General features: G+C 65.9%; 17 protein-coding genes. 8 read left to right on the top strand and 9 right to left on the bottom strand.

What is annotated here, in order from left to right; translation table 11 throughout:
• Positions 1 to 56: 56 nt before the first annotated feature.
• The 4 genes from I5R65_RS11470 to tauA form a co-directional block, all read right to left on the bottom strand.
• Positions 57 to 1,568 (bottom strand): PLP-dependent aminotransferase family protein, encoded by a 1,512-nt coding sequence (locus tag I5R65_RS11470; protein ID WP_180669806.1) that lies wholly within the window; start codon positions 1,566 to 1,568, stop codon positions 57 to 59.
• A 68-nt stretch (positions 1,569 to 1,636) separates the two neighbouring features.
• Positions 1,637 to 2,548, bottom strand: a complete 912-nt coding sequence (locus I5R65_RS11465) for an ABC transporter permease subunit (protein WP_180669804.1) — start codon at positions 2,546 to 2,548, stop codon at positions 1,637 to 1,639.
• Positions 2,548 to 3,333, bottom strand: a complete 786-nt coding sequence (locus tag I5R65_RS11460; RefSeq protein ID WP_006462986.1) for a taurine ABC transporter ATP-binding protein — start codon at positions 3,331 to 3,333, stop codon at positions 2,548 to 2,550. Before I5R65_RS11460 ends, I5R65_RS11465 begins: the two co-directional genes overlap by 1 nt.
• Positions 3,334 to 3,381: 48 nt before the next feature.
• On the bottom strand, positions 3,382 to 4,422 hold the full coding sequence (tauA, locus tag I5R65_RS11455; RefSeq protein ID WP_102661978.1) for a taurine ABC transporter substrate-binding protein: 1,041 nt from the start codon (positions 4,420 to 4,422) through the stop codon (positions 3,382 to 3,384).
• A 429-nt stretch (positions 4,423 to 4,851) separates the two neighbouring features.
• Between tauA and I5R65_RS11450 the strand changes: the two genes are divergently transcribed.
• From I5R65_RS11450 to I5R65_RS11440, 3 genes are all read left to right on the top strand, one after another.
• A complete protein-coding gene (locus I5R65_RS11450) occupies positions 4,852 to 5,643 on the top strand; it encodes a sulfite exporter TauE/SafE family protein (protein ID WP_180669803.1) in 792 nt (263 codons plus the stop codon).
• Between the two features lie 123 nt (positions 5,644 to 5,766).
• Entirely contained in the window at positions 5,767 to 6,174 is a 408-nt protein-coding gene (locus I5R65_RS11445; protein WP_180669801.1) for a CidA/LrgA family protein, read from the top strand.
• On the top strand, positions 6,174 to 6,914 hold the full coding sequence (locus I5R65_RS11440) for an LrgB family protein (protein ID WP_102661981.1): 741 nt from the start codon (positions 6,174 to 6,176) through the stop codon (positions 6,912 to 6,914). The genes I5R65_RS11445 and I5R65_RS11440 overlap by 1 nt, the downstream gene beginning before the upstream one ends.
• Positions 6,915 to 6,932: 18 nt before the next feature.
• Here I5R65_RS11440 and I5R65_RS11435 read toward each other — a convergent pair whose 3' ends face one another.
• The 5 genes from I5R65_RS11435 to I5R65_RS11415 all read right to left on the bottom strand — a co-directional run bounded on the left by I5R65_RS11435 (position 6,933) and on the right by I5R65_RS11415 (position 11,479).
• A complete protein-coding gene (locus I5R65_RS11435; RefSeq protein WP_180669799.1) occupies positions 6,933 to 7,850 on the bottom strand; it encodes a LysR family transcriptional regulator in 918 nt (305 codons plus the stop codon).
• Between the two features lie 122 nt (positions 7,851 to 7,972).
• Positions 7,973 to 8,584, bottom strand: a complete 612-nt coding sequence (locus I5R65_RS11430; RefSeq protein WP_180669798.1) for an ABC-type transport auxiliary lipoprotein family protein — start codon at positions 8,582 to 8,584, stop codon at positions 7,973 to 7,975.
• Complete coding sequence (locus I5R65_RS11425; protein WP_180669796.1) at positions 8,581 to 9,498, bottom strand: MlaD family protein; 918 nt, start codon at positions 9,496 to 9,498, stop codon at positions 8,581 to 8,583. The genes I5R65_RS11430 and I5R65_RS11425 overlap by 4 nt, the downstream gene beginning before the upstream one ends.
• On the bottom strand, positions 9,498 to 10,334 hold the full coding sequence (locus tag I5R65_RS11420) for an ABC transporter ATP-binding protein (protein ID WP_006462994.1): 837 nt from the start codon (positions 10,332 to 10,334) through the stop codon (positions 9,498 to 9,500). Before I5R65_RS11420 ends, I5R65_RS11425 begins: the two co-directional genes overlap by 1 nt.
• Positions 10,328 to 11,479, bottom strand: a complete 1,152-nt coding sequence (locus I5R65_RS11415) for an ABC transporter permease (protein ID WP_180669794.1) — start codon at positions 11,477 to 11,479, stop codon at positions 10,328 to 10,330. The genes I5R65_RS11420 and I5R65_RS11415 overlap by 7 nt, the downstream gene beginning before the upstream one ends.
• Positions 11,480 to 11,808: 329 nt before the next feature.
• Here I5R65_RS11415 and I5R65_RS11410 point away from each other — a divergent pair, with 329 nt between their 5' ends.
• The 5 genes from I5R65_RS11410 (at position 11,809) to I5R65_RS11390 (ending at position 22,425) form a co-directional block, all read left to right on the top strand.
• On the top strand, positions 11,809 to 12,942 hold the full coding sequence (locus I5R65_RS11410; protein WP_180669792.1) for a porin: 1,134 nt from the start codon (positions 11,809 to 11,811) through the stop codon (positions 12,940 to 12,942).
• Positions 12,943 to 13,729: 787 nt separating this feature from the next.
• A complete protein-coding gene (locus I5R65_RS11405) occupies positions 13,730 to 17,086 on the top strand; it encodes a calcium-binding protein (protein WP_370460980.1) in 3,357 nt (1,118 codons plus the stop codon).
• Between the two features lie 151 nt (positions 17,087 to 17,237).
• Positions 17,238 to 19,439 (top strand): type I secretion system permease/ATPase, encoded by a 2,202-nt coding sequence (locus I5R65_RS11400; protein WP_180669790.1) that lies wholly within the window; start codon positions 17,238 to 17,240, stop codon positions 19,437 to 19,439.
• The gene (locus I5R65_RS11395) at positions 19,436 to 20,779 is read left to right on the top strand and encodes an HlyD family type I secretion periplasmic adaptor subunit (protein WP_180669788.1); all 1,344 of its coding nucleotides are present in this window, start codon (positions 19,436 to 19,438) and stop codon (positions 20,777 to 20,779) included. The genes I5R65_RS11400 and I5R65_RS11395 overlap by 4 nt, the downstream gene beginning before the upstream one ends.
• 125 nt (positions 20,780 to 20,904) lie before the next feature.
• Positions 20,905 to 22,425, top strand: coding sequence for a TolC family protein (locus I5R65_RS11390; RefSeq protein ID WP_231395151.1), 1,521 nt, complete (start codon positions 20,905 to 20,907; stop codon positions 22,423 to 22,425).
• Positions 22,426 to 22,613: the final 188 nt, after the last annotated feature.

Here is a 22,613-nt window from a genome sequence, read left to right as displayed (position 1 = left end):
CAGGGCCGGGCGCGTGGCGCCCTGCACGGCTGCAAGACGCTGCTGGAGAGCGTCCCTCAGCGCAGGCGGCAGTGCGGCACCAGGGCCGCCAGCGCCGCAATCCCGGGTGCGATGCGTTCGGCCTGGATCGATGAAAACCCCAGCCGCAGTCCATTGACCATGCCCGGCTCGGCCAGCCAGAAGGCCTCGCCCGATTCCACCAGGATGCCTTGCTCGAAGGCCGCCTGCCGCAGCAGCCGGGTATCGATCTCCGGCGCAAAGCGACCCCACAAGGCAGAGCCGCCATCCGGTGGCGTGAAATCCATCATCGGCAGATGCGTGCGTACGGCGTCGATGAGTAGGCCCGCCCGCCGCGCCAGTTCATCGCGCATCAGATGCAGGAAGCGGTCGTAATGGCCGTGCGAGATGAACAGCGCCGCCGCCAGCTGGTTGTTGGTGGCCGGGTGGCGGATCATCAGCCGTCGCAAGGCGCGCAGCCGCACCACCACCTCCGCCGGTGCCACGATGTAGCCGATGCGCAGGCCCGGCGAGAGCGTCTTGGACAGGCTGCCGATGTAGATCACCCGGCGCTCGTGGTCGATGGCCTTCAGGGCCGGGGAGGGCTTGCCGACGTATTGCATCTCGGCGTCGTAGTCGTCTTCGATGATCACACCATCATGGGTGCGCGCCCATTCCAGCAAGGCCAGCCGCCGCTCGGTGGAGAGCGTGATACCGGTCGGGCACTGGTGGCTGGGTGTGCAATACAGCATGCTGGCCCGGGCCAGCACCGCCGGATCGGGCAGCACGCCATCGCGGTCCACCTCCAGCCCCACCAGTTGCGCACCCCGGCGCAGGAAGATGTTGCGGGCATCCATGTAGCCCGGGTCTTCCACCGCCACGGTGGAGCCGGGCGGCGTCAGCAGTTCGCTCACCAGGTACAGGGCCTGTTGCGCCCCCACTGTCAGCAGTACCTCGTCCCGGCGCGCCGCGATGCCGCGCCGGGGCAGCACGCGCTTGATCAACTGGTCCACCAGGGAGGCATTGTCGTGGTCGATGGCATCCGGCGCCCAGCCCCGGATCGAGCTCACGTCCAGCGCCTGGCGGCTGCACTCACGCCAGTCGGCGATGGGGAACAGGCTGGGATCGAACTGGCCATACAGGAAGGGATAGCGATGGCGCTGCCAGTCTTCCGGCTTGTCCAGCCATTTGATGCCGGCAGGCTCAGCCTGCATGCGCGCCTGCCAGTCCACCCCCTGCGGTGCGTCACGGCGGGGATGGTCGGGCGCGGTCTGCACCGGCCGGTGGTGATGCAGGTAGCGCTCGCTGACGTAGTAGCCGTTGCGCGGACGGTTTTCCAGGTAACCGTCCTCGGCCAGCTTTTCATAGACCAGCACCACGGTATTGCGTGAAATGGCCAGCATGTCGGCCAGTTCGCGGCTGGAGGGCAGGCGCATGCCGGGCGCCAGTCGCCCGTCCAGCACGGCATCGACGAAGCACACCCGCAACTGGCTCTGCAGGGTACTGCCCTGGCGCTCCGGCTCAGGAAAGATCTGTCGCCACATCACCTGATGGGCCTGGTGGTCACGCACGCCTTTGCTCCGCTGTCCCAAAGCCTGCGTTGTCGCAGGAAGCGTGCCAGCAGCCGGCTGTGCGGGTTTCACATCTTGCCCTTCCACGGAATCAGCTTTTCTTCCATCTTGCGCATGAGCAGGTCGATCAGGTAGGCCAGCACGCCGATGACGATGATGCCCATGATCACGATGTCGGTACGCAGGAAGTTGGAGGCATTGAGCACCATCTGCCCGATGCCGGCGGTGGCCGCCACCATCTCGGCCGCCACCAGGGTGGTCCAGCCGAAGCCCACGGCGATGCGCATGCCGGTCAGGATTTCCGGCAGTGCCGCCGGAAACACCACCATGCGGATCACCTGCCAGTTGCTCGCACCCAGCGAGCGCGCCGCATTGATCTGTTCGATCGCCACCGAGCGCACGCCGGCCTTGGAAGCCATCGCCAGCGGGGCGAAGCAGGCCAGGTAGATCAGCGTGACCTTGGCGCTTTCATCGATACCCAGCCAGATCACGATCAGCGGCAGGTAGGCCAGCGGCGGCAGCGGCCGATAGAACTCGATGATCGGGTCGGCGATGCCGCGTACCAGGCGCGAGGTGCCCATGGCCAGGCCCACCGGCACGGCCGTGACCACTGCCAGCAGGAAGGCTGCCATCACCCGGCTCAGGCTGATGAGCACGTGTTGCGCCAGCGGCGTGTCGCCCTGGGTCTGGCCGTGCAGGGCGCCCATCAGCGCATCCAGGGTGGCCTGCGGGGTGGGCAGGAACAGCGGCTTGATCCAGTGCAGGCCGGTGGCGATCCACCATAGCAGCAGCAAGGCCACCAGGGTGAGGGTGCTGATCAGCCAGGTGCTGCCCTGGCCCGGGGCGCCATAGTTGCGCGGGCGCCGGCGACGGCGCGGGGCAGTGGCCTGGGCGGATGCGGTGGCCGCAGGGCGGGTAGAGGGGGGCATGGTGGTCTCCTGCGCCGGCTTGGTGACGGCGGTGGCGGTGGTGCTGTTCATCAGTGCATCCCGGTCGACGAGGTTTGGTGGACCAGCGCCAGCACGCGTTCGCGGGCGGCGATGAATTCAGGATCGGCCTTGGTGCCGCGGGCATCGCGGGTGGCCAGGTAGCGGCGGGCGAAGGGCATGCTCAGGTCATGCACCACGCGGCCCGGGCTGGGCGCCATCACGATCAGGCGGGTGGCCAGGAACAGGGCTTCCTCCACATCGTGGGTGATGAAGAAGAACACCCCCTGGGATTCGTTCCAGAGGTCCAGCAGCAGTTCCTGGATGGCTTCGCGGGTGAAGGCGTCGAGCGCGCCCAGCGGTTCGTCCAGCAACATCACCGAGGGCGAGGAGGCGATGGCGCGCGCCACCCCCACGCGCTGCTGCATGCCGCCCGACAGTTCATAGACCTGCTTGTGGGCCGAGGACAGCAGGCCCACCTTGTTGAGACATTCGAGGGCGATGCGGCGCCGCTCGTGCAACGGCATCTTGCGCAGCTTGAGGCCGAATTCGACGTTTTCCACCACATTCATCCAGGGCATCAGCGCATGCTTCTGGAACACCACGCCGCGATCCGAACCGGGACCGTCCACCGCCTCGCCGGCCAGCCGGATTTCGCCCCGCGTGGGCGGGATGAAGCCGGCAATGGTATTGAGCAGGGTGGTCTTGCCGCAGCCGGAGGCCCCCAGCGCCACCACGAACTCGCCAGCCGGGATGGACAGCGAGACCTGGTCCAGCGCCAGGCTGGGCGGCCCCTTGCGGGCCGGGTATTCGATCGAGACCTGGTCGATTTCAAGCATGCTCGCGCTCCAAGGATGAATGGGTGAAAAAGGGAAGGGACGACGACCTTACTTGCCGGCCGCGATGGCCTTGACGTACTGGTCGGTCACGCCCACCGAGTAATCCGGCAGGATGGCCTGCAGGGTCTTCTGTTCCTTCAGGAACTCGGCCGTGGCCTGCAGCGACTTGACGGCACCGGCATCCTTGCCGCCCGAGAGCCACTTGGTGGAAGCCTGTTCGGCCGGCGTCGGGAACTGGTAGAGCTTCAGTGCTGCCGCCACCTCGCCCGGCTCGCCACCGGAGATGGCTGCCACCGCCTTGCCCTGCGCGGTGTCGCCGGTCCATTGACCCGGGTTGGCGCGATACATGGCGTCGTACTTGGCCAGCATGCGGGTGAAGCTGATCATGAACTTCTCATGCTCCTTGGCCCAGTCGCGGTTGACCACGAAGCCGTCGAAGGTGGCGATGCCGGTCTGGGCGGCGATCTTGCCGGAGCTGGTCACCACCGTGCCACTGGCGCTGATCTTGGCCAGCACCGGGTTCCAGACGAAGGCAGCATCGATGTCGCCGCGCTCCCAGGCCGCTGCGATCTCGGGCGGACGCATGTTGAGCACCTTCACGTCGGCCGCCGACAGGCCGGCCTGCTTGATCGCCATGAGCGCATGGAAGTGGCTGGTGGAGACGAAGGGCACGCCCAGGCGCTTGCCCTTGAGCTGTGCCACCGAGCTGATGCCGGCTCCGTTGCGGGCCACCATGGCCTCGGCGTCGTTGATGTTGTCCAGGATCCAGAACAGCTGGATCGGCAGGCCCTGCGACAGGCCGGCCGCCACCGGGCTGGAACCGGCTTCACCGATCTGCACGTTGCCCGAGGCCATGGCGCGGATGACGTCGCCGCCACCGCCGAACTTGCGGTAGTTGACCTTGTAGCCGGTCTCCTTGGCGGCTTCGTCGAGCTGCTGGGCGTAGCGCCAGGGGACCATCATGTCCTGGTAGGCGATGGTGACTTCCTTGTCGGCGGCCAGGGCCAGGGAACTGACGCTGACGGCGGAGAGCAGGCAGACGCCGGCCAGCAGGCCGGTCAGGGTAGGACGCAGTGCGAATGCTTTCATGGAGAACCCCTCGTTATCGTGATGTGGCGATGTGAGCAAGGAACGCGGCCCGTGGCTGGCACGCGGTTGCCCGTTTCGGTGTTGGCAACACGCCTACTGTGACGCAGAAAGTGCGCCAGCCGATGGAGCCACAGCAGGCTTTCGATTGGACCAGCGCAACCATGCCTGGTCCGGGTGCGTTGTGGCAGTGACGACCCGGCGCACAACCGCGCCACCGCAGGCTGCGCGGCTTGGGCGTGGTGCGGCGGGCAGAAAGCGGCACCGCTTTCGCGCCATTTTTGTGCGCCTTGCCCACCTGCGGTGCTGTCGTGGCTGGCTCCATGGAAAGGTCTCGCTGGTCTTATGGTCCAGCCGGTGCCGATGCAATGATTGCGCCATGTCCCGACTTATCCCTTCTTCTTGCCGCGTGTGCCATCCCGAGGTGGCCGCATGAGCGCCTCCCTGTCGCTGGTCGCCGGCCTCATGGCGGTCAGCCTGCTGGCCGGTCTCACCAAGGGCGTGACCGGCTTTGGCGGGGCGCTGGTCATGGCGCCGCTGTTCGGCCTGGCGCTGCCGTCCTCAGAGGCGGCGGCCCTGATCGTGCTGGTCAACTGCGCGGCGTCGCTGCAGGGCTGGCGCGGCTGGGTCCGTCAGGCCCACTGGCCTACCGTGTTGCCACTGGCGGCCATCGCACTGGCCTGCACTGCGGCGGGGGTGCGCCTGATCGCCAGCGGCAGCCTGCCCGACATGCATCGCCTCATCGGCCTGTGCGTGCTGGCGGTGACCGCCTTGCACGTGCTGGGCTGGCGCTGGCGCCATGGGGGCGGCGCCACGCCGACGCTGGCGGCCGGCGCGGTATCGGGACTGATGACGGCGCTGTGCGGGATCGGCGGGGTGGCGGCGGTGTACTACTTCAATGGCATCCGGCGCGCTGAGGCAGGAGCGATACCGCAAGCGGCCGATCACGGGCAGGCACATGAGCAGGCACATGAGCAGGCCGCACTCCTGCGCGCCAACCTGCTGGCCTACTTCATGGTGCTGTTCTTCGGCGCGGCCATGATCCTGGCCTGGGACGGACAGGTGGGTCTGCCGCAACTGGCGCTGACGGCCTGGCTGGTGCCGGCCTTCGCGGCCGGTGTGCTGGTGGGGGAACGGCTCTATGGCCTGCTGTCACCGTCATGGTTCCAGCGCATCGTGTCGGCGCTGCTGTTCTGTGCGGGGCTGGTGGCGCTGGCGGGATGAGCAGGCAGCAGGTACAGCAGACGGGCTTGCATCAAATGGCCCGCCTGATGGCACAATCACGGCTTGCCCCTGATGTCGTCCTTTCCTGATCGCGCAGGCCACGTCCCTGCCAAAGAGCCCGCCATGAACCTGACTTCGCTCGCACTCCTCCTCGTCTTCCAGTGCCTGGGAGAAGGCGTCGCCCAGCTGCTTGGCCTGCCTATCCCCGGCCCGGTGATCGGCATGCTGCTGTTGCTGCTGGCCTTCCTGTCATCACCGCGCCTGGCTGAGCTGATGGAGCCCACTTCCTGGGGCATCCTGCAGCACCTGTCATTGCTGTTCGTCCCGGCCGGGGTGGGCGTGATCGCCGCCGCCGGCCAGCTCAAGGCCGACCTGCCGGCCATCGTGGTGGCGCTGGTGGCCAGCACGGTACTGGCCATCGCCGTGGGTGCGCTGGTGACGCAGGCGGCCATGAACTGGCTTGGCAAGTCCGGTCCGCCTGACTCGTCAGATCAACCGACAACGCCCGACGCCGGCCAGGAGTCGCACTGATGCACGGCCTGGCACGTCTGACCGACATCTGGGTCTATCTCGCCGCCTCGCCGCTGCTGGGGCTGACCACCACGCTGGTGGCCTATCTGGTGGCGCTGTGGGTGTATCGCCGGCTCGGTTTCAACCCGCTGGCCAATCCGGTGCTGATCGCCATTGCCATCGTGGTGAGCATCCTGACCGTGACCGGCACCCCCTACAAGACCTACTTCGAAGGCGCGCAGTTCGTGCACTTCATGCTCGGCCCGGCCACGGTGGCGCTGGCTATGCCGCTCTACAAGCAATGGAGCAAGCTGCGTCATGCTGCCGTGCCGCTGCTGCTGGGCCTGGCGGCGGGGTCGATCACGGCGGTGGTGTCGGCGGTGGGCATTGCCTATGCCATGGGCGCTTCGCCGCAGATCATGGCGTCGCTGGCGCCCAAGTCGGCTACCACGCCGATAGCCATGGCGATTTCGGAACGCTTCGGCGGCCTGCCTTCGCTGACCGCCGTGCTGGTGATCTGCACCGGCATCCTGGGGGCGGTGCTGGCGCGCTACGTGCTGAACTTCCTGCGCATCGACAGCCATCCGGTACGCGGCTTTGCGCTGGGCGTGGCCTCGCACGGCATCGGCACGGCGCGGGCGCTGCAGGTAAGCGCCGAGATGGGCGCGTTCGCCGGCCTGGGCATGGGGCTCAATGGGGTCTTCACGGCGATCGTGGTGCCGCTGGCGATGCCGGTGTTCCTGCGCTGGATCGGCGCCTGAGGCCGTGGCTTCAGCGATTCAGGTGGCCGGCTTGGGACACCAGGGCGGTACCTTGAACTGTTCCACCAGAAAGTCGCGCATGCGCTGGACCTTGGGTGGCAGGTGGGTGCGGGTCGGGTAGAGCGTATGCACCACCAGTTGCTCGCCGGTGCTCCAGCCTTCGAACAGTTCCACCAGTTGCCCCGAGGCGATGGCGGCATTGACGATGAAGTCCGGCTGGATTGCGATGCCCTGGCCGGCGATGGCCATCTCGCGGCAGGTTACGCCATTGTTGACGTAGACGGTCGAGCGCACGCGCACATGGCAGGTGTCGCCATGCACATGCCTGAAGCTCCATTCGTCGCCGTTGGCGCGGTAGCTGTAGGAAATGAAGGGGTATTCGCGCAGCTCGGCCGGGGTCTCCGGCCTGCCGTGGCGGCGCAGGAATTCCGGCGAGGCGCAGGCAATCATGCGCACCGGCGCCAGTGGCCGCGCCACCATACGGCTGTCGCCCAGGGTGCTGATGCGGATGACCATGTCGAACCCTTCTTCGATCAGGTCGATGGTGCGGTCCGAGAGGGTGATGTTGAGCGTGATCAGCGGATTGTCTTCGGCGAATCGGCCCCATAGCGGCGCCAGCTGCTCCACCCCGAAATCCTGGGGCGCGCCGATGCGCAGGCGGCCGCAGGCCTGGTCGGAATTGAGGCCGACCTCGCTTTCCACGTCCTGGATCGATTCCAGCAATTCCTTGCAGCGGGCGAAATAGACGCGCCCTTCATCGGTCAGCGACAGCCGCCGCGTGGTGCGGTGGAGCAGGCGGATGCCCAGGAACTGCTCCAGCTCCGAGACCTGGCGCGAGACGGCCGGCTTGGAAAGGCCGGTGACATCCACCGCGCTGACGAAGCTGCCGCTCTCGACCACGGCGACGAAGGTTTCCATGGCTTGCAACTTGTCCAAGCTGTCTCCGATCTGCAAGAAAAATAGCGCCCAGCGTGCCACAGGCGCGCAGGCATGACCATGCTACGTTTGGATAATGGCCAGCATGGCCCCAACCATGCTCGGCACCTGGCGCTGGCGCGTTAGCGCACCCCAGCCGCCCAGCCCACCACCTCGGCCGCCAGCCGCTCGCTGGCTGCGCCGAAGGCGGTGACCACTTCCGGCACCTTGCTGCCGGCCACCGGCTGCACCACGGCAAAGCGGCGCGCCGCCAGTTGCTGGCGGGTGGTGGTATCGACCAGGCGGGCGTCATAGACGATCACCACCTGCGGTACACCGTTGCGATATTCGGTCTGGAAGGCGCCCAGCACGCCATTGAGCTCGACCTCGGCCGCGATATTGGCATTGTCGCCGGACAATCGCGGGAAGCGGCCATCGGCCTGGAAGGCCTCCAGCAGGCGGTCACGCAGCAATTGCGGGGCCGGATCGCTCCAGCGTACGCCGGCATAGGACTTGATCATGTCGCCCTCGGGCAGCACCAGGATGCGTTCGCTGTCGACGCTGCGATTGGCGCTGGGCGTGACGATGCGCAGCGCCCGGTAGGGGCTGGCGCTGTTGCCTGTGCTGGCAGGCGTAGCCACGGTCGGGGCCGGCAGGCGGTACACCGCCAGCGGGTCGGCCTTGGGCAGGATGGAGCAGGCCGTCAATGCCAGGCTGCCGGCCACGAGGGCGGTGCGCAGGAGCAGGGTCTTCATGGTTGGAATTCCTGGAGATTGTCTTGGCCCAGCAGGTAGGCGCCGGGATTGTTTTCCAGCTTGCGGCTGATGGCCCGGACCGAGGCCAGTGTGCCGCGCAGTTCGGTGATGGCCGGGCCGATCTCGGCCACGCCCTGGGCGCCGTTGTTGAGCGCCGCCTGGTTCTGCTGGATCAGGGTTTCGATCTGCTGGCTGCTGGCGGCCAGCGAACTCATGGCCTTCTGCAGGTTGCCCATGGCGTCGTTGCCCCGGGTGGACAGCAACTGGTTGGCCGACTGCATGGCGATATTGGCCTGGCGCGCCGCCTCGGCCAGGTCCTGCATGGCCTGGCCGACATTGCCGCGCTGCGCGGCCAGGCTGCCGGTCAGCTGTTCCAGGTGGGCCAGGGTCTGGTTCAGGCGCTGCGCGTTTTCCGGGGCCAGGAACTGCTTGGCATTGATCAGTACTTCATTGACGTTGGAGAGCAGGTCTTCGCCATTGGACAGCAGCGAGGTCAGCGGCGAAGGGGAGGCGATGATGACCGGATCGTTGCCATCCTTGGACTCCAGGCGCGGGCTTTGCGGCGAGCCGTTGGTCAGCTGGATCAGGGCGGTACCGGTGATGCCGGCCAGGGCCAGCTTGGCACCGGTGTCTTCCTTGATCGGTGCCTTGCCGGTCACGCGGATGCGCGCGCGCACCTTGCGCGGATCGGCCGGGTCCAGGCTCAGGCCGACCACATCGCCCACCTTGATGCCGCTGTACTGCACCGGGCTGCCCCGGGACAGACCGCTGACGGCTTCGTTGAAGATCACCGTGTAGTAATCCACGTCGCGGTCCTGGCCGACCTTGGTCAGCCACAGGCAGAACAGCAGCGCCGCCAGCGCGACCAGGATGGTGAAGAGTCCGATGAGGACGTGATGTGCGCGGGTTTCCATCAGGGATGTCCTTGCTGGGTTGCGGTGGCGGCCGATCGCAGCGCAGCCACACTGGCGGCCCGTCCACGCGGGCCCTGGAAATATTGCCGTATCCACGGATCGTCGAAGGCTGCCACCGCTTCGATGCGGTCGGCCACCAGGACCCGTCGCGCCGACAGCACGGCCACGCGGTCGCAGATGGCATAGAGGGTGTCGAGATCGTGGGTGACCAGGAATACGGTCAGCCCGAGGGCGTCGCGCAGGGTCAGGATCAGGCGGTCGAAGGCGGCGGCGCTGATCGGGTCCAGGCCGGCGGTGGGTTCGTCCAGGAACAGGATGTCCGGGTCCAGCGCCAGGGCCCGCGCCAGCGCGGCGCGCTTGATCATGCCGCCCGAGAGCTCGGCCGGGAACTTGTCGCCGGCGGCAATGGGCAGGCCGGCCAGGGCCAGCTTCATGGCCGAGACGCCCCGCGCCTGGTCGGCATCGAGGCCACCGTATTCGGTCAGGGGCAGGGCGATGTTTTCCAGCACCGTCAGCGAGGAGAACAGCGCACCCTGCTGGAACAGCACGCCAAAGCGGCGCTCGTAGCGCGAGCGCGCCTGGGTGGAGAGCGCCGACAGGTCCTGTCCGAACACCTTCACCTGCCCGGCGGCCGGACGTTGCAGGCCGACGATGCTGCGCAGGAGCACCGACTTGCCGGTGCCCGAGCCGCCCACCACGCCGAGGATTTCGCCGCGCCGCACCTGCAGGTCCAGCTGCTCGTGCACCACCTGGGTACCGAACTGGTTGCGCAGGCCGCGCACGTCGATGATGTTTTCCGTGCCGGTGTGAGCGGGGTCGTGGGGTGCGTTCACCATCCCATCTCCATGAAGAACAGGGCCGCCAGCGCATCCAGCAGGATCACCACGAAGATCGACTGCACCACGCTGGAGGTGGTGTGCTGCCCCACCGACTGCGCACTGCCGCTGACCTTGAAGCCTTCATTGCAGCCGATGATGGCGATGACGAAGGCAAACAGCGGCGCCTTGACCATGCCCAGCACGAAATGGCGGATGCCCACGTCCTGCTGCAGCAAGGACAGGAACATGGTGGGGCTGATGTCCAGCGACAGGGCGCACACCATGGCGCCGCCCAGGAGGCCCGACATCATGGCGATGAAGGTCAGGATGGGCATGGACACCAGCAGCGCGATGATGCGCGGCAGGACCAGCAGGTTGACCGGGTCCATCCCGAGGGCGCGGATGGCGTCGATTTCCTCGTTGGCCTTCATGGAACCGATCTGCGCGGTAAAGGAGCTGGCGGTGCGCCCGGCCATCAGGATGGCCGTCAACAGCACCGCAAATTCGCGCAGGAAGGAAAACGCCACCAGATCCACGGTATAGATGCTGGCGCCGAAATCAGCCAGCACCGTGGCGCCCAGGAAGGCCACCACCGCGCCCACCATGAAGGTCAGCAGCGAAACGATGGGCACCGCATCCAGCCCGGTCTGTTCGACCTGCGCCACCACGGCGGTGAAGCGCCAGCGCGAGGGACGCCAGAAGGACGCCACCAGCGTCTGCAGGGATAAACCGGCAAAGCCCAGCAGGCCGCGCGCGCAGGCACGCAGGCTGAGCGTGGCGATGCCGGCACGCTCCAGCACATCGGTGATCCAGGCCTGGGGCGGCGGCGCCGGTTTGGGAATGGCGATTGCCTTGGCGTCGGCCACGGCGGCCAGCAGGCCACGCCAGGCCGGCGCCAGGTCGCTGTCTTCCCCGGTCTGGCGCAGTGCCGCGGGCACGCCCAGCAGATCCACCAGCATCTTGGCGCCCACGGTATCGAAGGCGGTCAGTGCCGAAAACGTCAGCACCAGATCGTCCCCCATGGCCGACCGTTCCTGTGCGATCCGGCGCGACAGCGCGGGATAGTTACGCAACGTCCAGTCGCCCGCTACATGCAGCACGGGCGGGCTGGTCGGTTCCAGGCGGAAGGTGGCAGCGGTATCAGCGGTATCAGCGGTATTCAAGGGGCGCGCGCGCTGGTGGATGGTTAGACAGCTGGATGGTTGGACGCAGGGGGATGCGGCAGTTTACCTACATTTATCGCGCGCGTGACAGATCGAACACGACAGATTGCCAAGTATTGCATGCACCCGGGGCTTTGCGCCAGCACGCCGACGGCCTGATCCGTCGCTTTCGGCAGGACTATCCCAAGAGGTAATTGTCGCGTGCCGGTGGCGCTTCTACCATGCGCTCTTCCTGCCAGGGCGATGCAATGCGCGCCTGTCCACCCACGGAAGGCGTCACGGCCACGTTGACGTTTTCTGCACCATGCGGCCCGTGCCGCCTTCTCCTCATGAAAAAACGCCTCCGCACCTTCACCTTCACTGTCACCGCCTGCACCCTGGTCCAGACCAGCCTGGCGGCCCACGCCGAAACCCCCACCGTCACCGTCTACGGTGTCATCGACATGAGCATGGTCTATGCCAGCAAGGTCGGCCCCAACAACAGCAGCCGGGTCAGCCTCGACTCAGGCGACGCCATGGCCTCGCGCATCGGCTTTCGCGGCAAGGAAGACCTGGGCGGCGGCCTGTCGGCCATCTTCCAGCTGGAGACCGGCTTCAGCGCCGACGACGGCGCCATGGCCACGCCCGGCAGCCTGTTCGACCGCAAGTCGGTGGTCGGCCTCGCCGGTCGCTACGGCAGCCTGACCGTGGGCCGCCAGACCGACTACCTGGAAGAGATCGGCCAGCAATACAGCTCCTTCCAGATCTTTGGCGGTGGCGGCGTGCGGGCCGGCCATTTCAATAGCCTGGATCGCCTGACCGGCGCCCGTACCAACAATTCAGTGCGCTTCGACAGTGCCGAGTCCGGTGGCTTCAGCGGCAGCCTCTTCTATGGCGTTGGCGAAGTCGCCGGCAAGACCACGGCCGGGCAGGCCTTCGGGGTTGGCGCCAACTACCGCAACGGCAATGCCGGCATCGGTGCCGCCTATTACCAGAGCCGCCTGGCGGCCGACGCCGTGCCGGCCAGCGCCGGCGATACCGAGCTCAAGACCTTTACGCTGGGCGCCAGTGTCCAGGCCGGACCGGCCAAACTGTTCGCGGCCTGGTCGCAGGTGCGCCGCCCGACCCAGCAGGCCCTGGGCAGCACCGGGCTGGTTGCCATCACCAGCGCCACGCGGGCCAATGTGTTCGACGTCGGTGTGAACTATGCGTTGAACGCCAAGCTGCACCTGCTGGCCAGCGTCATCCATGACCGCGCCGACCTGGCACGCGCCGGCGCGGGTGCCACCCGTGGGCGCACCACCCAGCTCAACCTGGGCGTGGATTACTTCCTCTCCACGCGTACCGATGTCTATGCAATGGCCAGCCGCCAGTCGGCCAGCGACGTGATCAACCCCGGTGTGATCAGCGCTGCCTACTCCTCGGCCCCGTCCGATGACAGCAGCCAGAACGTGATCCGCGTGGGACTGCGGCACAAGTTCTGACATCGGCGGCATTCCTCCCGCCCGCCTGACCGTCTCCCCCAAGACAGCTCCTGCCATCCAGGGGCTGTTTTGCCATTGCGCCAGCAGCATTCTTCGCGCGATTGCCTGCCCCTCCTCATTGCGCGCCGCACCTCCTTTCTTGCCTCGCCGCCCCGTCATCGATAACGTCCGCAGTGCCGAGAACTGCATCCTGCCCATCGCCCCAGACATGCAGGAAACGTCTTTTAATTTGCCGATGACATGAAGTTTTTTTCTCATCCGGGAATTGCACAAACATTCAGCTGAAGAGATTTCAAAAATAAGTCTGTCCCGCCGCATTCCAGTGGTTTTAAGGGTCGTGTTTTCCTTGCATGAAGGATTCTTCATTTATGCACCGATAAGCCCTTCATAAACAAATTCTCGTAAATGAACAAGCATCACCATGGTGCGATTGTCGCCGTTAGCAAGCTTCGATTGAATGGGCGCGGGACAAAACAGGAAGAATTTTGAAACTGGAAAACTCGGAATGAGCTTGATCGATACGAGCAGGCCATGAACAGATCTGCACGATCAACGCATGAAAAACCAAGACAAACGGACGAGCTTCCACCTCGTCCCGTCGTCTTTGCGGATCATGTGGGTCCCCCGCGCCAGGGCCGCGAGAAAAGCTCGTCCGTGTCATCTCCTCCATGTCACACAGCTCAGGGAAAACATTATGTCTATCACCATCACAAGCAATCGGAAGAGTACGTTGGCATCTGCCACGCCACCATCGTCTGCCCGCAGTCGCAAGAGCGCCATCGGGCCCGTGACCAGCACATCGACCTTCCACGGCACGGGCGGTGCGGCGCTGGACGGCATCCTGCCGACCAGCGCCTTTGCCGGGCAACGTTCAGCCGGCAGCGACAGCAGACCGCGGGTGGCCAGCCGCCAGCTTCCCGCAGGCAGGCGTGAACCGTCGGCGCGGGCGGCCAGCGAATTTGCGCTGGCCGAGCCGCAGCATGCGTTCGCGGCAGCCGGTGCCGCGCCCGCCCGTCCGTCCGCGTGGAGCAGCGGCACCATTCGCCTGGGCGTGACCAGCACGGCGCTGGCCGATTCCCTGCCGGTGGCTTGGACGCCGGGCCCCCTGCGGAACTCGCCCATCGTGGTTGTCCGACCTGCCGGCGCCAAGCCAGCTGCCACCCCGCCCCTGGCCGGGGGCGCACCGATGTCGGTGATCGCTCGTGCGCCGCTGCCCACGCCGGTGAACCTGCCCCTGCCGAAGCCGGCGCAGGCCTCTGCGCCCATGAATGCCAGCCCATGTCCGTTGATGCCGGCGAGCGTCTGTCCAGCGGTCCAGAGTGTCGTTCCCACGCCCAAGCAGGGCGCGACCAAGCCATGGATCATCACCAAGGAGGTGGTGCCGCTGTCGCAGGCTTTTCCTCCTGGCGTCATCATCGAGTTTTCCGATTGCGTGCCGGTCCCGGTGTCCAGCCTTGTCCCATCGTCCGCACCCAAGCTGGTGCCGCTAGCCAAGCCAGCGCCTGAACCGACGCTCAAACCGGTGGCGTCCCCCGTGGTTGCGCCGGTGATTGCGCCCTTGGTCAAGCCGCCGGAGTCGCCAATGGTGTCGCCGGTGGTGAAACCTGCGGTGACATCGACTGTGACGCCGACTGTAGTCGCGACCAAGCCCGCCTTGGTGGAAGCCGACCACAAAGCGGTCAAGTCAGGCGGAGCGGGCGCGGTGCAGACCCCGGCCGTGGCGCTGGGCGCGGCCATTGCGCTGCCGGCTACGTCGGTGGCTGCCGCACCGAAGCTGCCGGAGGTCCCCGAGAGCAACTTCCGCAGCCTGCGTGACAACGATAACGCCTTGAAGCTGGACTCCGGTCGCACCGTCGCCTTCAAACCTGGCGACCTCAAGACCAAGGCCAGTGAGCCGGGCCTGCTCATCGGCACCGACGGCAATGACCACCTCGACGACTGGGGCTCCGGGCTGGATGAGGGCATTCGTCGCAGCCGGCCCCGCTTCACCCGTTTTGCCGGTGGTGGTGGCGACGATGTCATCATCGGCGGCGCCAGCGACGACACCATGTGGGGCGGTACCGGCAACGACACCCTGCTCGGGCGGGAAGGCGACGACAAACTCTACGGAGAAGACGGCGATGACCGCCTCGACGGCGACAGCGGCAATGACCTGCTGGTGGGTGGGGCCGGCAAGGACACTCTGTCCGGTGGCCTGGGCAACGACATCCTTTCGGGGGGCGATGGCGATGACCTCATGTATGGCTACCAGCTTTTCGGCAACGTGCAGCAGACGCTGTTGCCGGGGCAGACTGACGACGACGTGATGGATGGCGGCGCCGGCAACGACACCATGAACGGCGGCTTCGGCAACGACCAGATGTGGGGCGGCACGGGCGATGACCGCATGCGCGGTGGAAGCGGCAACGACAAGCTGTATGGTGGCGAGGGCAACGACATACTCTTCGGCGAAGAGGGGAACGACCTGCTCATGGGCGGCGATGGCGACGACGAACTCTATGGCGACTCCAGGCTGGCCTATGGCTCGCCGAACAATGACGTCGGCGGCGACGATCTGCTCTATGGGGGTGCCGGCAAGGACAGTCTCTACGGCGGGGTGGGCAATGACCTGCTCGATGGCGGTACCGGAGAAGACCTCATGCTAGGCGGCAAGGGCGACGACATCTACGTCGTCGACAACGTCAATGACCGCGTCGTCGAGAACGCCAACGAAGGCCACGACACTGTCATTGCCTCCTGCACCTACAAGATCATGGCCGAGGTGGAAGATCTGCGCCTGACCGAAGGCGGCAATTTCGATGCCATCGGCAATGCCCGCGACAACCTGCTGACCGGCAACAGTGGCGACAACGTGCTGGATGGCGGCAAGGGCGTGGATACGATGATCGGCGGTCGCGGCAACGACACCTACATGGTCGACAACGTCGCCGACAAGATCATCGAAAATGCCGGCGAAGGTATCGACACCGTGGTTTCCCGCATCAGCTACACCCTGGGTGCGAACCTGGAAAACCTGACCCTCATGGATGCCAGCAAGCCGGAACGCGAAACCATCAATGGCACGCAGATGCTGACCTATGGCTCGCCCCGCTTCTACCTGCTGGATTATTCCCAGGGCGATGAGGTGCCGGGTTACAAGGGTACCTGCAGCGAGACCAGCGTGGCCAACGTCTGCATCATGGCCGATCAATCGGTGACCGAAGGCGACGTGGTGAGGAAGGCCATCGCCAACGGCTGGTGCAACACCTCTTCCCCGGACGAAGGCACGCGCGGCTCCAGCAACCAGACCTCCCAGGTGGCCATGCTCCAGAGCTTCGGTCTGCGCGCGGAGAATCGCAACGGCTTCGACATCCAGCGCATGGCCGAGTTGGTCAAGGATGGGCGCGGCGTGATGCTCTCGGTCAATGCCGGCAAGCTGTGGGGCGTACCGGAGTACATCGAGGGGGGGCAAATCAATCACAAGGTGACCGTCACCGGTGTGGCCTGCGACGCCAGCACCGGCGAGGTGGCCGGCTTCTACATTGCCGATTCGGGACGTGGGCAGTCCACCGATGGCTGTCGCTATCTCACGCTGGCGGAGTTGCGCAATGCCGCCGATGTGGTCGGCCGCAGCATGATCTACATCCTTGATCCGATCAAGTTGCGCGACCAGGACATGGAGGCCATCGGCAACGAGCTGGACAACATCCTCACCGGCAATCGTGGCGACAATCTCATCAAGGGTGGCAAGGGCAACGACACCCTCATCGGCGAAGCCGGCAACGACACCTATGTGTTCAGCCGGGGCGATGGCCGCGACATCATCGTCGACAGCGACAAGACAAGCGGCAATGTGGACATGCTGAAACTGACCGACATCAACCAGAACAACCTCTGGTTCAGCAAGGCCGGCAACGACCTGCGCATCGATGTCATGGGCAGCAGTGACCGCGTGACGGTGAAGGATTGGTACGTGGGCGGCACCAGCGGTACCGACAACCGCATCGAGCGCATCAAGACCGCCGACGGCAATACCCTCTACGACAGCGATGTCGACAAGCTGGTGCAGGCCATGGCCAGCTTCGCACCGCCCGCCGCTACCCAGACCTCCTGGGCCAACGGGCAGTCCAGCCAGGACAAGGTGCTGATGACCGTCACCCACTGAGTCTGATCCAGCGGCAATAGCAGTACCCGACGCCGGGCCTGATGGCCCGGCGGTGACCTCCTGCGTCTCCTGCGCGCAGGCAGGGCGGGGCAGTGCGTGCCGATTGCGATGGCAATCCACGCGAAGTATTTATTCAAGAACCCGGAAATTTATGAATCAGTCCGACAAGGATCCCGGTCAGGCAGGCAACGACAGTGGTTTGCAGTGCCTGATGATGATGGCGCGCCTGCACGGCATCGCCACCGATCCGGCGCAGTTGCAGCACCAGTTCGGGCGCGAGCCCTTCACCCTGGACAAGCTTTTGCTGGGTGCGCGCGCCCTGGGCATGAGTGCGCGCTGCATCACCCAGGAGCGCAAGCGGCTGGAACGCACGCCCTTGCCGGCCATCGGCATCGACCGCCAGGGCCGATATTTCATTGTCGCCAAACTGGAGCAGGGGCAGGCCAGGGACTGGGGCAGCCTGCGCATCCTCATCCAGCGGCCCGGGCAGTCGCCACAGGTGATGGCGCGACGCGATTTCGAATCGATGTGGTCAAGTCGGGTGATTCTGGTGACCAGCAAGGCCAGCTATGCGGGCGAATCGGCACGTTTCGATTTCTCGTGGTTCATCCCGGCCGTGATCAAGTATCGCAAGGTGCTGGTCGAGGTGCTGGTGATCTCGTTGGTGCTGCAGATTCTCGGCCTGGTGACGCCCTTGTTCTTCCAGGTGGTGATGGACAAGGTACTGGTCAATCACGCCATGATGACGCTCAACGTGATTGCCGTGGCGCTGCTGGCCGCGACCCTGTTCGAGGCCGCGCTGACCGGCATCCGCACTGCCGTGTTCGCCCATACCAGCAGCAAGATCGATGTCGAACTGGGTTCGCGCCTGTTCGCCCATCTGCTGAGCCTGCCTATCGGCTACTTCCAGGCGCGCCGCGCCGGCGATTCGATTGCGCGCATCCGCGAGTTGGAGAACATCCGCTCCTTCCTCACCAGCAATGCCATGACGCTGGTGCTGGATATCGTGTTTTCCTTCATCTTCCTGGGCGTGATGCTGTGGTACAGCGTGACCCTGAGCCTGATCGTGCTGGCCTCGATCCCGCTGTATCTGGCGTTGTCGCTGGTCTTCACGCCCATGCTGCGGGCGCGTCTGAACGACAAGTTCAACAAGAACGCCGAGAACCAGTCCTTCCTGGTGGAGACCCTGACCGGCATGGACACCGTCAAGTCGATGGCAGTGGAACCGCGCTGGCAGCAGCGCTGGGACAAGCAACTGGCCGCCTATGTCGCCGCCAGCCTGGGCAGCACCAATATCGGCCTGCTGGCCAGCGGTGGCGTCACCCTGGTGAGCAAGCTGGTGACCGTGGGCATCATGTGGCTGGGGGCGTTGCTGGTGGTCAAGAACGAGTTGACCGTGGGCGAGCTGGTGGCCTTCAACATGCTGGCCGGGCAGGTGGCCTCGCCGATCCTGCGCATGGCGCAGCTGTGGAACGATTTCCAGCAGGTCGGCATCTCCATGAGCCGGCTGGCCGATGTGCTGGACGCCCGCGCCGAGGTCGGCGGCAATCGCACCCGGCTGCCGCAGGTGAGCGGGGCCATCAGCTTCGACCAGGTGTCCTTCCGTTATCGCCCGGAAAGCCCGCCGGTGATCCACTCGGTGTCGCTGGAGATCGCGCCGGGCGAAGTCATCGGCGTGGTCGGCCGTTCCGGCTCCGGCAAGAGCACGCTGGCGCGGCTGGTACAGCGGCTCTACCTCTGCGACAGCGGTCGCATCAGCGTGGACGGCCAGGACATCGCCGTCATCGATACCGCCTCGCTGCGCCGACAGATCGGCGTGGTACTGCAGGAGAGCACGCTGTTCTCCCGCTCCATCCGCGACAACATCGCCCTGGCCGATCCGGCACTCCCGATCGAGGACATCATCGCTGCCGCCCGCCTGGCCGGTGCCCATGACTTCATCTGCGAACTCCCCGAAGGCTACGACACCGTGGTCGGCGAGCAGGGTAGTGGACTGTCTGGTGGTCAGCGGCAGCGCATCGCGATTGCCCGCGCCCTGATCACCAACCCCGGCATCCTCATCTTCGACGAGGCCACCAGCGCGCTGGACTATGAGTCCGAAAAGATCATCCAGGACAACATGCGCCAGATCTGCGCCGGCCGCACCGTGCTGATCATTGCGCACCGGCTCTCGGCGGTGCGCGACGCCGACCGCATCGTCGTGATGGAGCAGGGACGCATTGCCGAAAGCGGCCCGCATGCCGAACTGCTGGCGCGGCCCGATGGCATCTACGCCCATCTCCACGGACTGCAGAGCCGCCAGGCGGCGATGCCGGTCCAGGACGTGACCGTGGTCGAGAAGGGCGCAGCATGAAGATGCGTCATCGTCGTCAAGCCTGGGGCGATCTGGGTGGCCGTTATGCACGGGCGTTTCGACACCACTGGACAGCCCGGCATACGCTGCCCACCGATTTCTACAACCGGCAGGAGGCCGAATTCCTGCCCGCCGCACTGGCCCTGCAGGAATCCCCCGGCTCACGCAGCCTGATCTGGAGTGCGCGTCTGATCGTGGGCATCGTGGTCTTCACTGTGGTGTGGTCGGTGGTGGGCCAGATCGACATCATCGTCAGCGCCAACGGCAAGCTCATTCCGACCGCTCGCGTGAAGACCGTCGCCTCGGTCGATCTGGCCAGCGTCAAGGGTCTGTTCGTCACCGAGGGGCAGCGCGTGGAGGCGGGTGATCTCTTGATCGCACTGGACTCCAGCAACAGCGATGCCGAACGCGACAAGGCCGCCGATGCGGTGGCGCAGGCGCGGCTGCAGGCGGCGCGCGCGGCCGCCCTGATGGAGGCCGTGCAGAACCAGCATCCGCCCGAGCTGGCCAAGGTGGAGGGCGTGTCGCCGGCGCAGTGGGCCTCGGTACGCAGCCAGATGATGGGGCAGTACCAGGAGGTGCGTGCCCGCCTGGCGCGCCTGGACGACGAGGTCTGGCGCTATGGCTCGGCCCTGCGCCTGGCAACCCAGCGCGCCCGCGACTACCAGGCGCTGATGGCCGACCGCACCGTCTCCCAGCATGCCTGGCTGGAACGGGAGCAGGCCCGCATTGATCTGCAGGGCCAACTGTCTGACGCCCGCAACCAGCGTGCCGCGCTGATCGCGCAGACCCAGAAGGAAGCCCACGACAGTCGCGTCGACGCCGAGAAGATCATCGAAGCCGCGCAGCAGGACCAGCGTCGTGCCGAAGAACACAGCCGCCTGCTCAGGCTCACCGCGCCGGTGACCGGGACGGTGCAGCAACTGACCGTCCATACCGTAGGCGGCGTGGTGCCGGCCGCGCAGCCGCTCATGCAGATCGTGCCGGAAGACAAGGAGTTGGAGATCGAAGCCTTCCTGGAGAACAAGGATGTCGGCTTCGTCCAGGTCGGCCAGGATGCCGAAGTCAAGCTGGACGCCTACGACTACACCAAGTACGGCACCCTGCGCGCCAAGGTCCGGCATGTCTCGCGCGATGCCATCCAGGACGAGAAGCGGGGTCTGGTCTATTCGGTGCGCATCGTGCTGGAAGACAAGAGCATCGTCATCGACGGCCAGCGCACGGCGCTCTCGCCGGGCCTGGCCAGTAACGTGGAAATCAGGACCGGCAGCCGACGTGTCATCGAATACCTGCTCTCGCCGCTGCTGCGCCATCAGAAGGAGGCCTTGCATGAACGTTGAGCGTTGATGGCGTCGGCCCGCCCGTGCGGGGACCCTGTACCACAGCCGTATCAGATCACTGAACGGCGCGAACTAAGCGAACTAAGCAAATGAGCCGAATGAAGAAAATCAAGCAAATGAAACAAATGAAACAGTCGAAACCGATGAAGCGCCCCAAGCCCATGGCACCAGAGCGGCACCTGAAGCTGCTCAAGGAACTCACCGCCGTCCTCTTCAGCCTGGCCATTGCCGGCAGCATGCTGCCACCCAGTACCCATGCGGCCGTGCTGGACGAGCTGGCCACGCCACTGGTCGACCCGCTGCTGGCGCAACCGCCGGTGCTGGAGCATGGCAAGCCCTTGCCGGGGGACCAGGAGCGCCTGATCTGCAGCGCCGACCCGATCCTGATGCGTGAGCCGCTGTCGCTGGCCGATGCCATCGATCTGGCTCTGTGCCAGCATCCCCAGGTCCAGGCGGCGTGGGCTGGCATCAAGATCCAGGCCGCCCAGGTGGGCGAGGCGCGGGCGGCCTACCTGCCCAGCATCAATGCCGGCGCCGGCCAGAGCCAGAGCTGGACCAGCCCGGCGGCGGGCGAGGGCATGCGTGCCACCCGCAACTACTATGCGGTGCTGACCTGGCGCCTGCTGGACTCGGGTACGCGCGCGGCCAACCAGCGCGCCGCCGATGCCATGCTGGAAGCCGCCGCCGCCAGCCATGACGCCACCCTGCAGAAGGCCATGGCCAACGTCATCAGCCTTTACTTCGAGGCCCAGAGCGGCAAGGCCAGCGAGCAGGCCCGTGCCCAGAGCGAAACACTGGCGCGCCTGGTCCTGGCCACGGCCGTCAAGCGTGAACAGCGCGGCGTCGGCTCGCGCCCCGAGACCCTGCAGGCCCGCACGTTTGTGGCCAAGGCCGAGCTGGAGAGCGCCCGTGCCAGCGGCCAGTACCAGAAGGCGCTGGTGGCCCTGAATCTGGCCATGGGCACGCCGGTCAGTGGCGACGATGCGCAAGGTCTGACGCTGGCACCGTTCAACGATGACGAGCCGGCAGCGCTAGGGCAGGACCTGCGGGAATGGCTGCAGACCGCGCGCCAGCAGCATCCGGCCATCCTCGCTGCGCAGGCCCAGCTCGACGTCTCCCGGGAAAAAGTCCAGGCCACCCGTGCCGAGGGCTTACCGACCGTGGATCTGAGCGCCGGGCAATACATCAACGGACGCCCCAACCAGTCCCCCGGCGCCCGTGGCGAGCGCGATACCACGGTGGGCGTAAGCGTCAACATCCCGCTCTTCGACGGCTTCTCGCGCACCTACAAGGTCAGGGGCGCGCAAGGCCAGGTCGAGCTCAGGCAAGCCGAGTTGCGCGATGTCCAGGCCCAGGTGCAGGGTGATATTGCCAGTGCCTATGTCGAAGCCAGCGCGGCCCTGCGCAACCTGGCCTCCTCGCGTCGACTGCTGGAGGCCGCGCAATCCTCGGTGGACGCGATCAGCCGCAAATACGACAGCGGTATTGCCGACATCGTGGAAATGCTCAACGCCCAGGCCGCGCTATCGGACGCCAGCCAGGAACGCATCCGCACGCTCTCGGACTGGCGCTCGGCGCGCCTGCGCCTGCTGGCCAATGCGGGACGGATGTCGCGCAGCGTAGTCGCAGCCGACGCCCGGCCTTGAGCCAACCCCGGTCAACAAGAAGAGCATGGACAGGGCGGCAAGTGCAGCTCACGCGCCGCCCTGAACCTGCCAGCTTCAATGACTGCTGCAACTCATCACCGATCCGAGCCTGTTAAATTTACGGCATCTTCCACAGAGCAGGAAAACCAGAGAAGTGACCCCATTCAGACCACGATGCGCCAGTTGGA

The sequence above is a fragment of the Herbaspirillum sp. AP02 genome (assembly GCF_015767275.1).
Lineage (GTDB): Bacteria > Pseudomonadota > Gammaproteobacteria > Burkholderiales > Burkholderiaceae_D > Herbaspirillum.
This window is presented reverse-complemented; position numbering and strand designations above follow the sequence as displayed.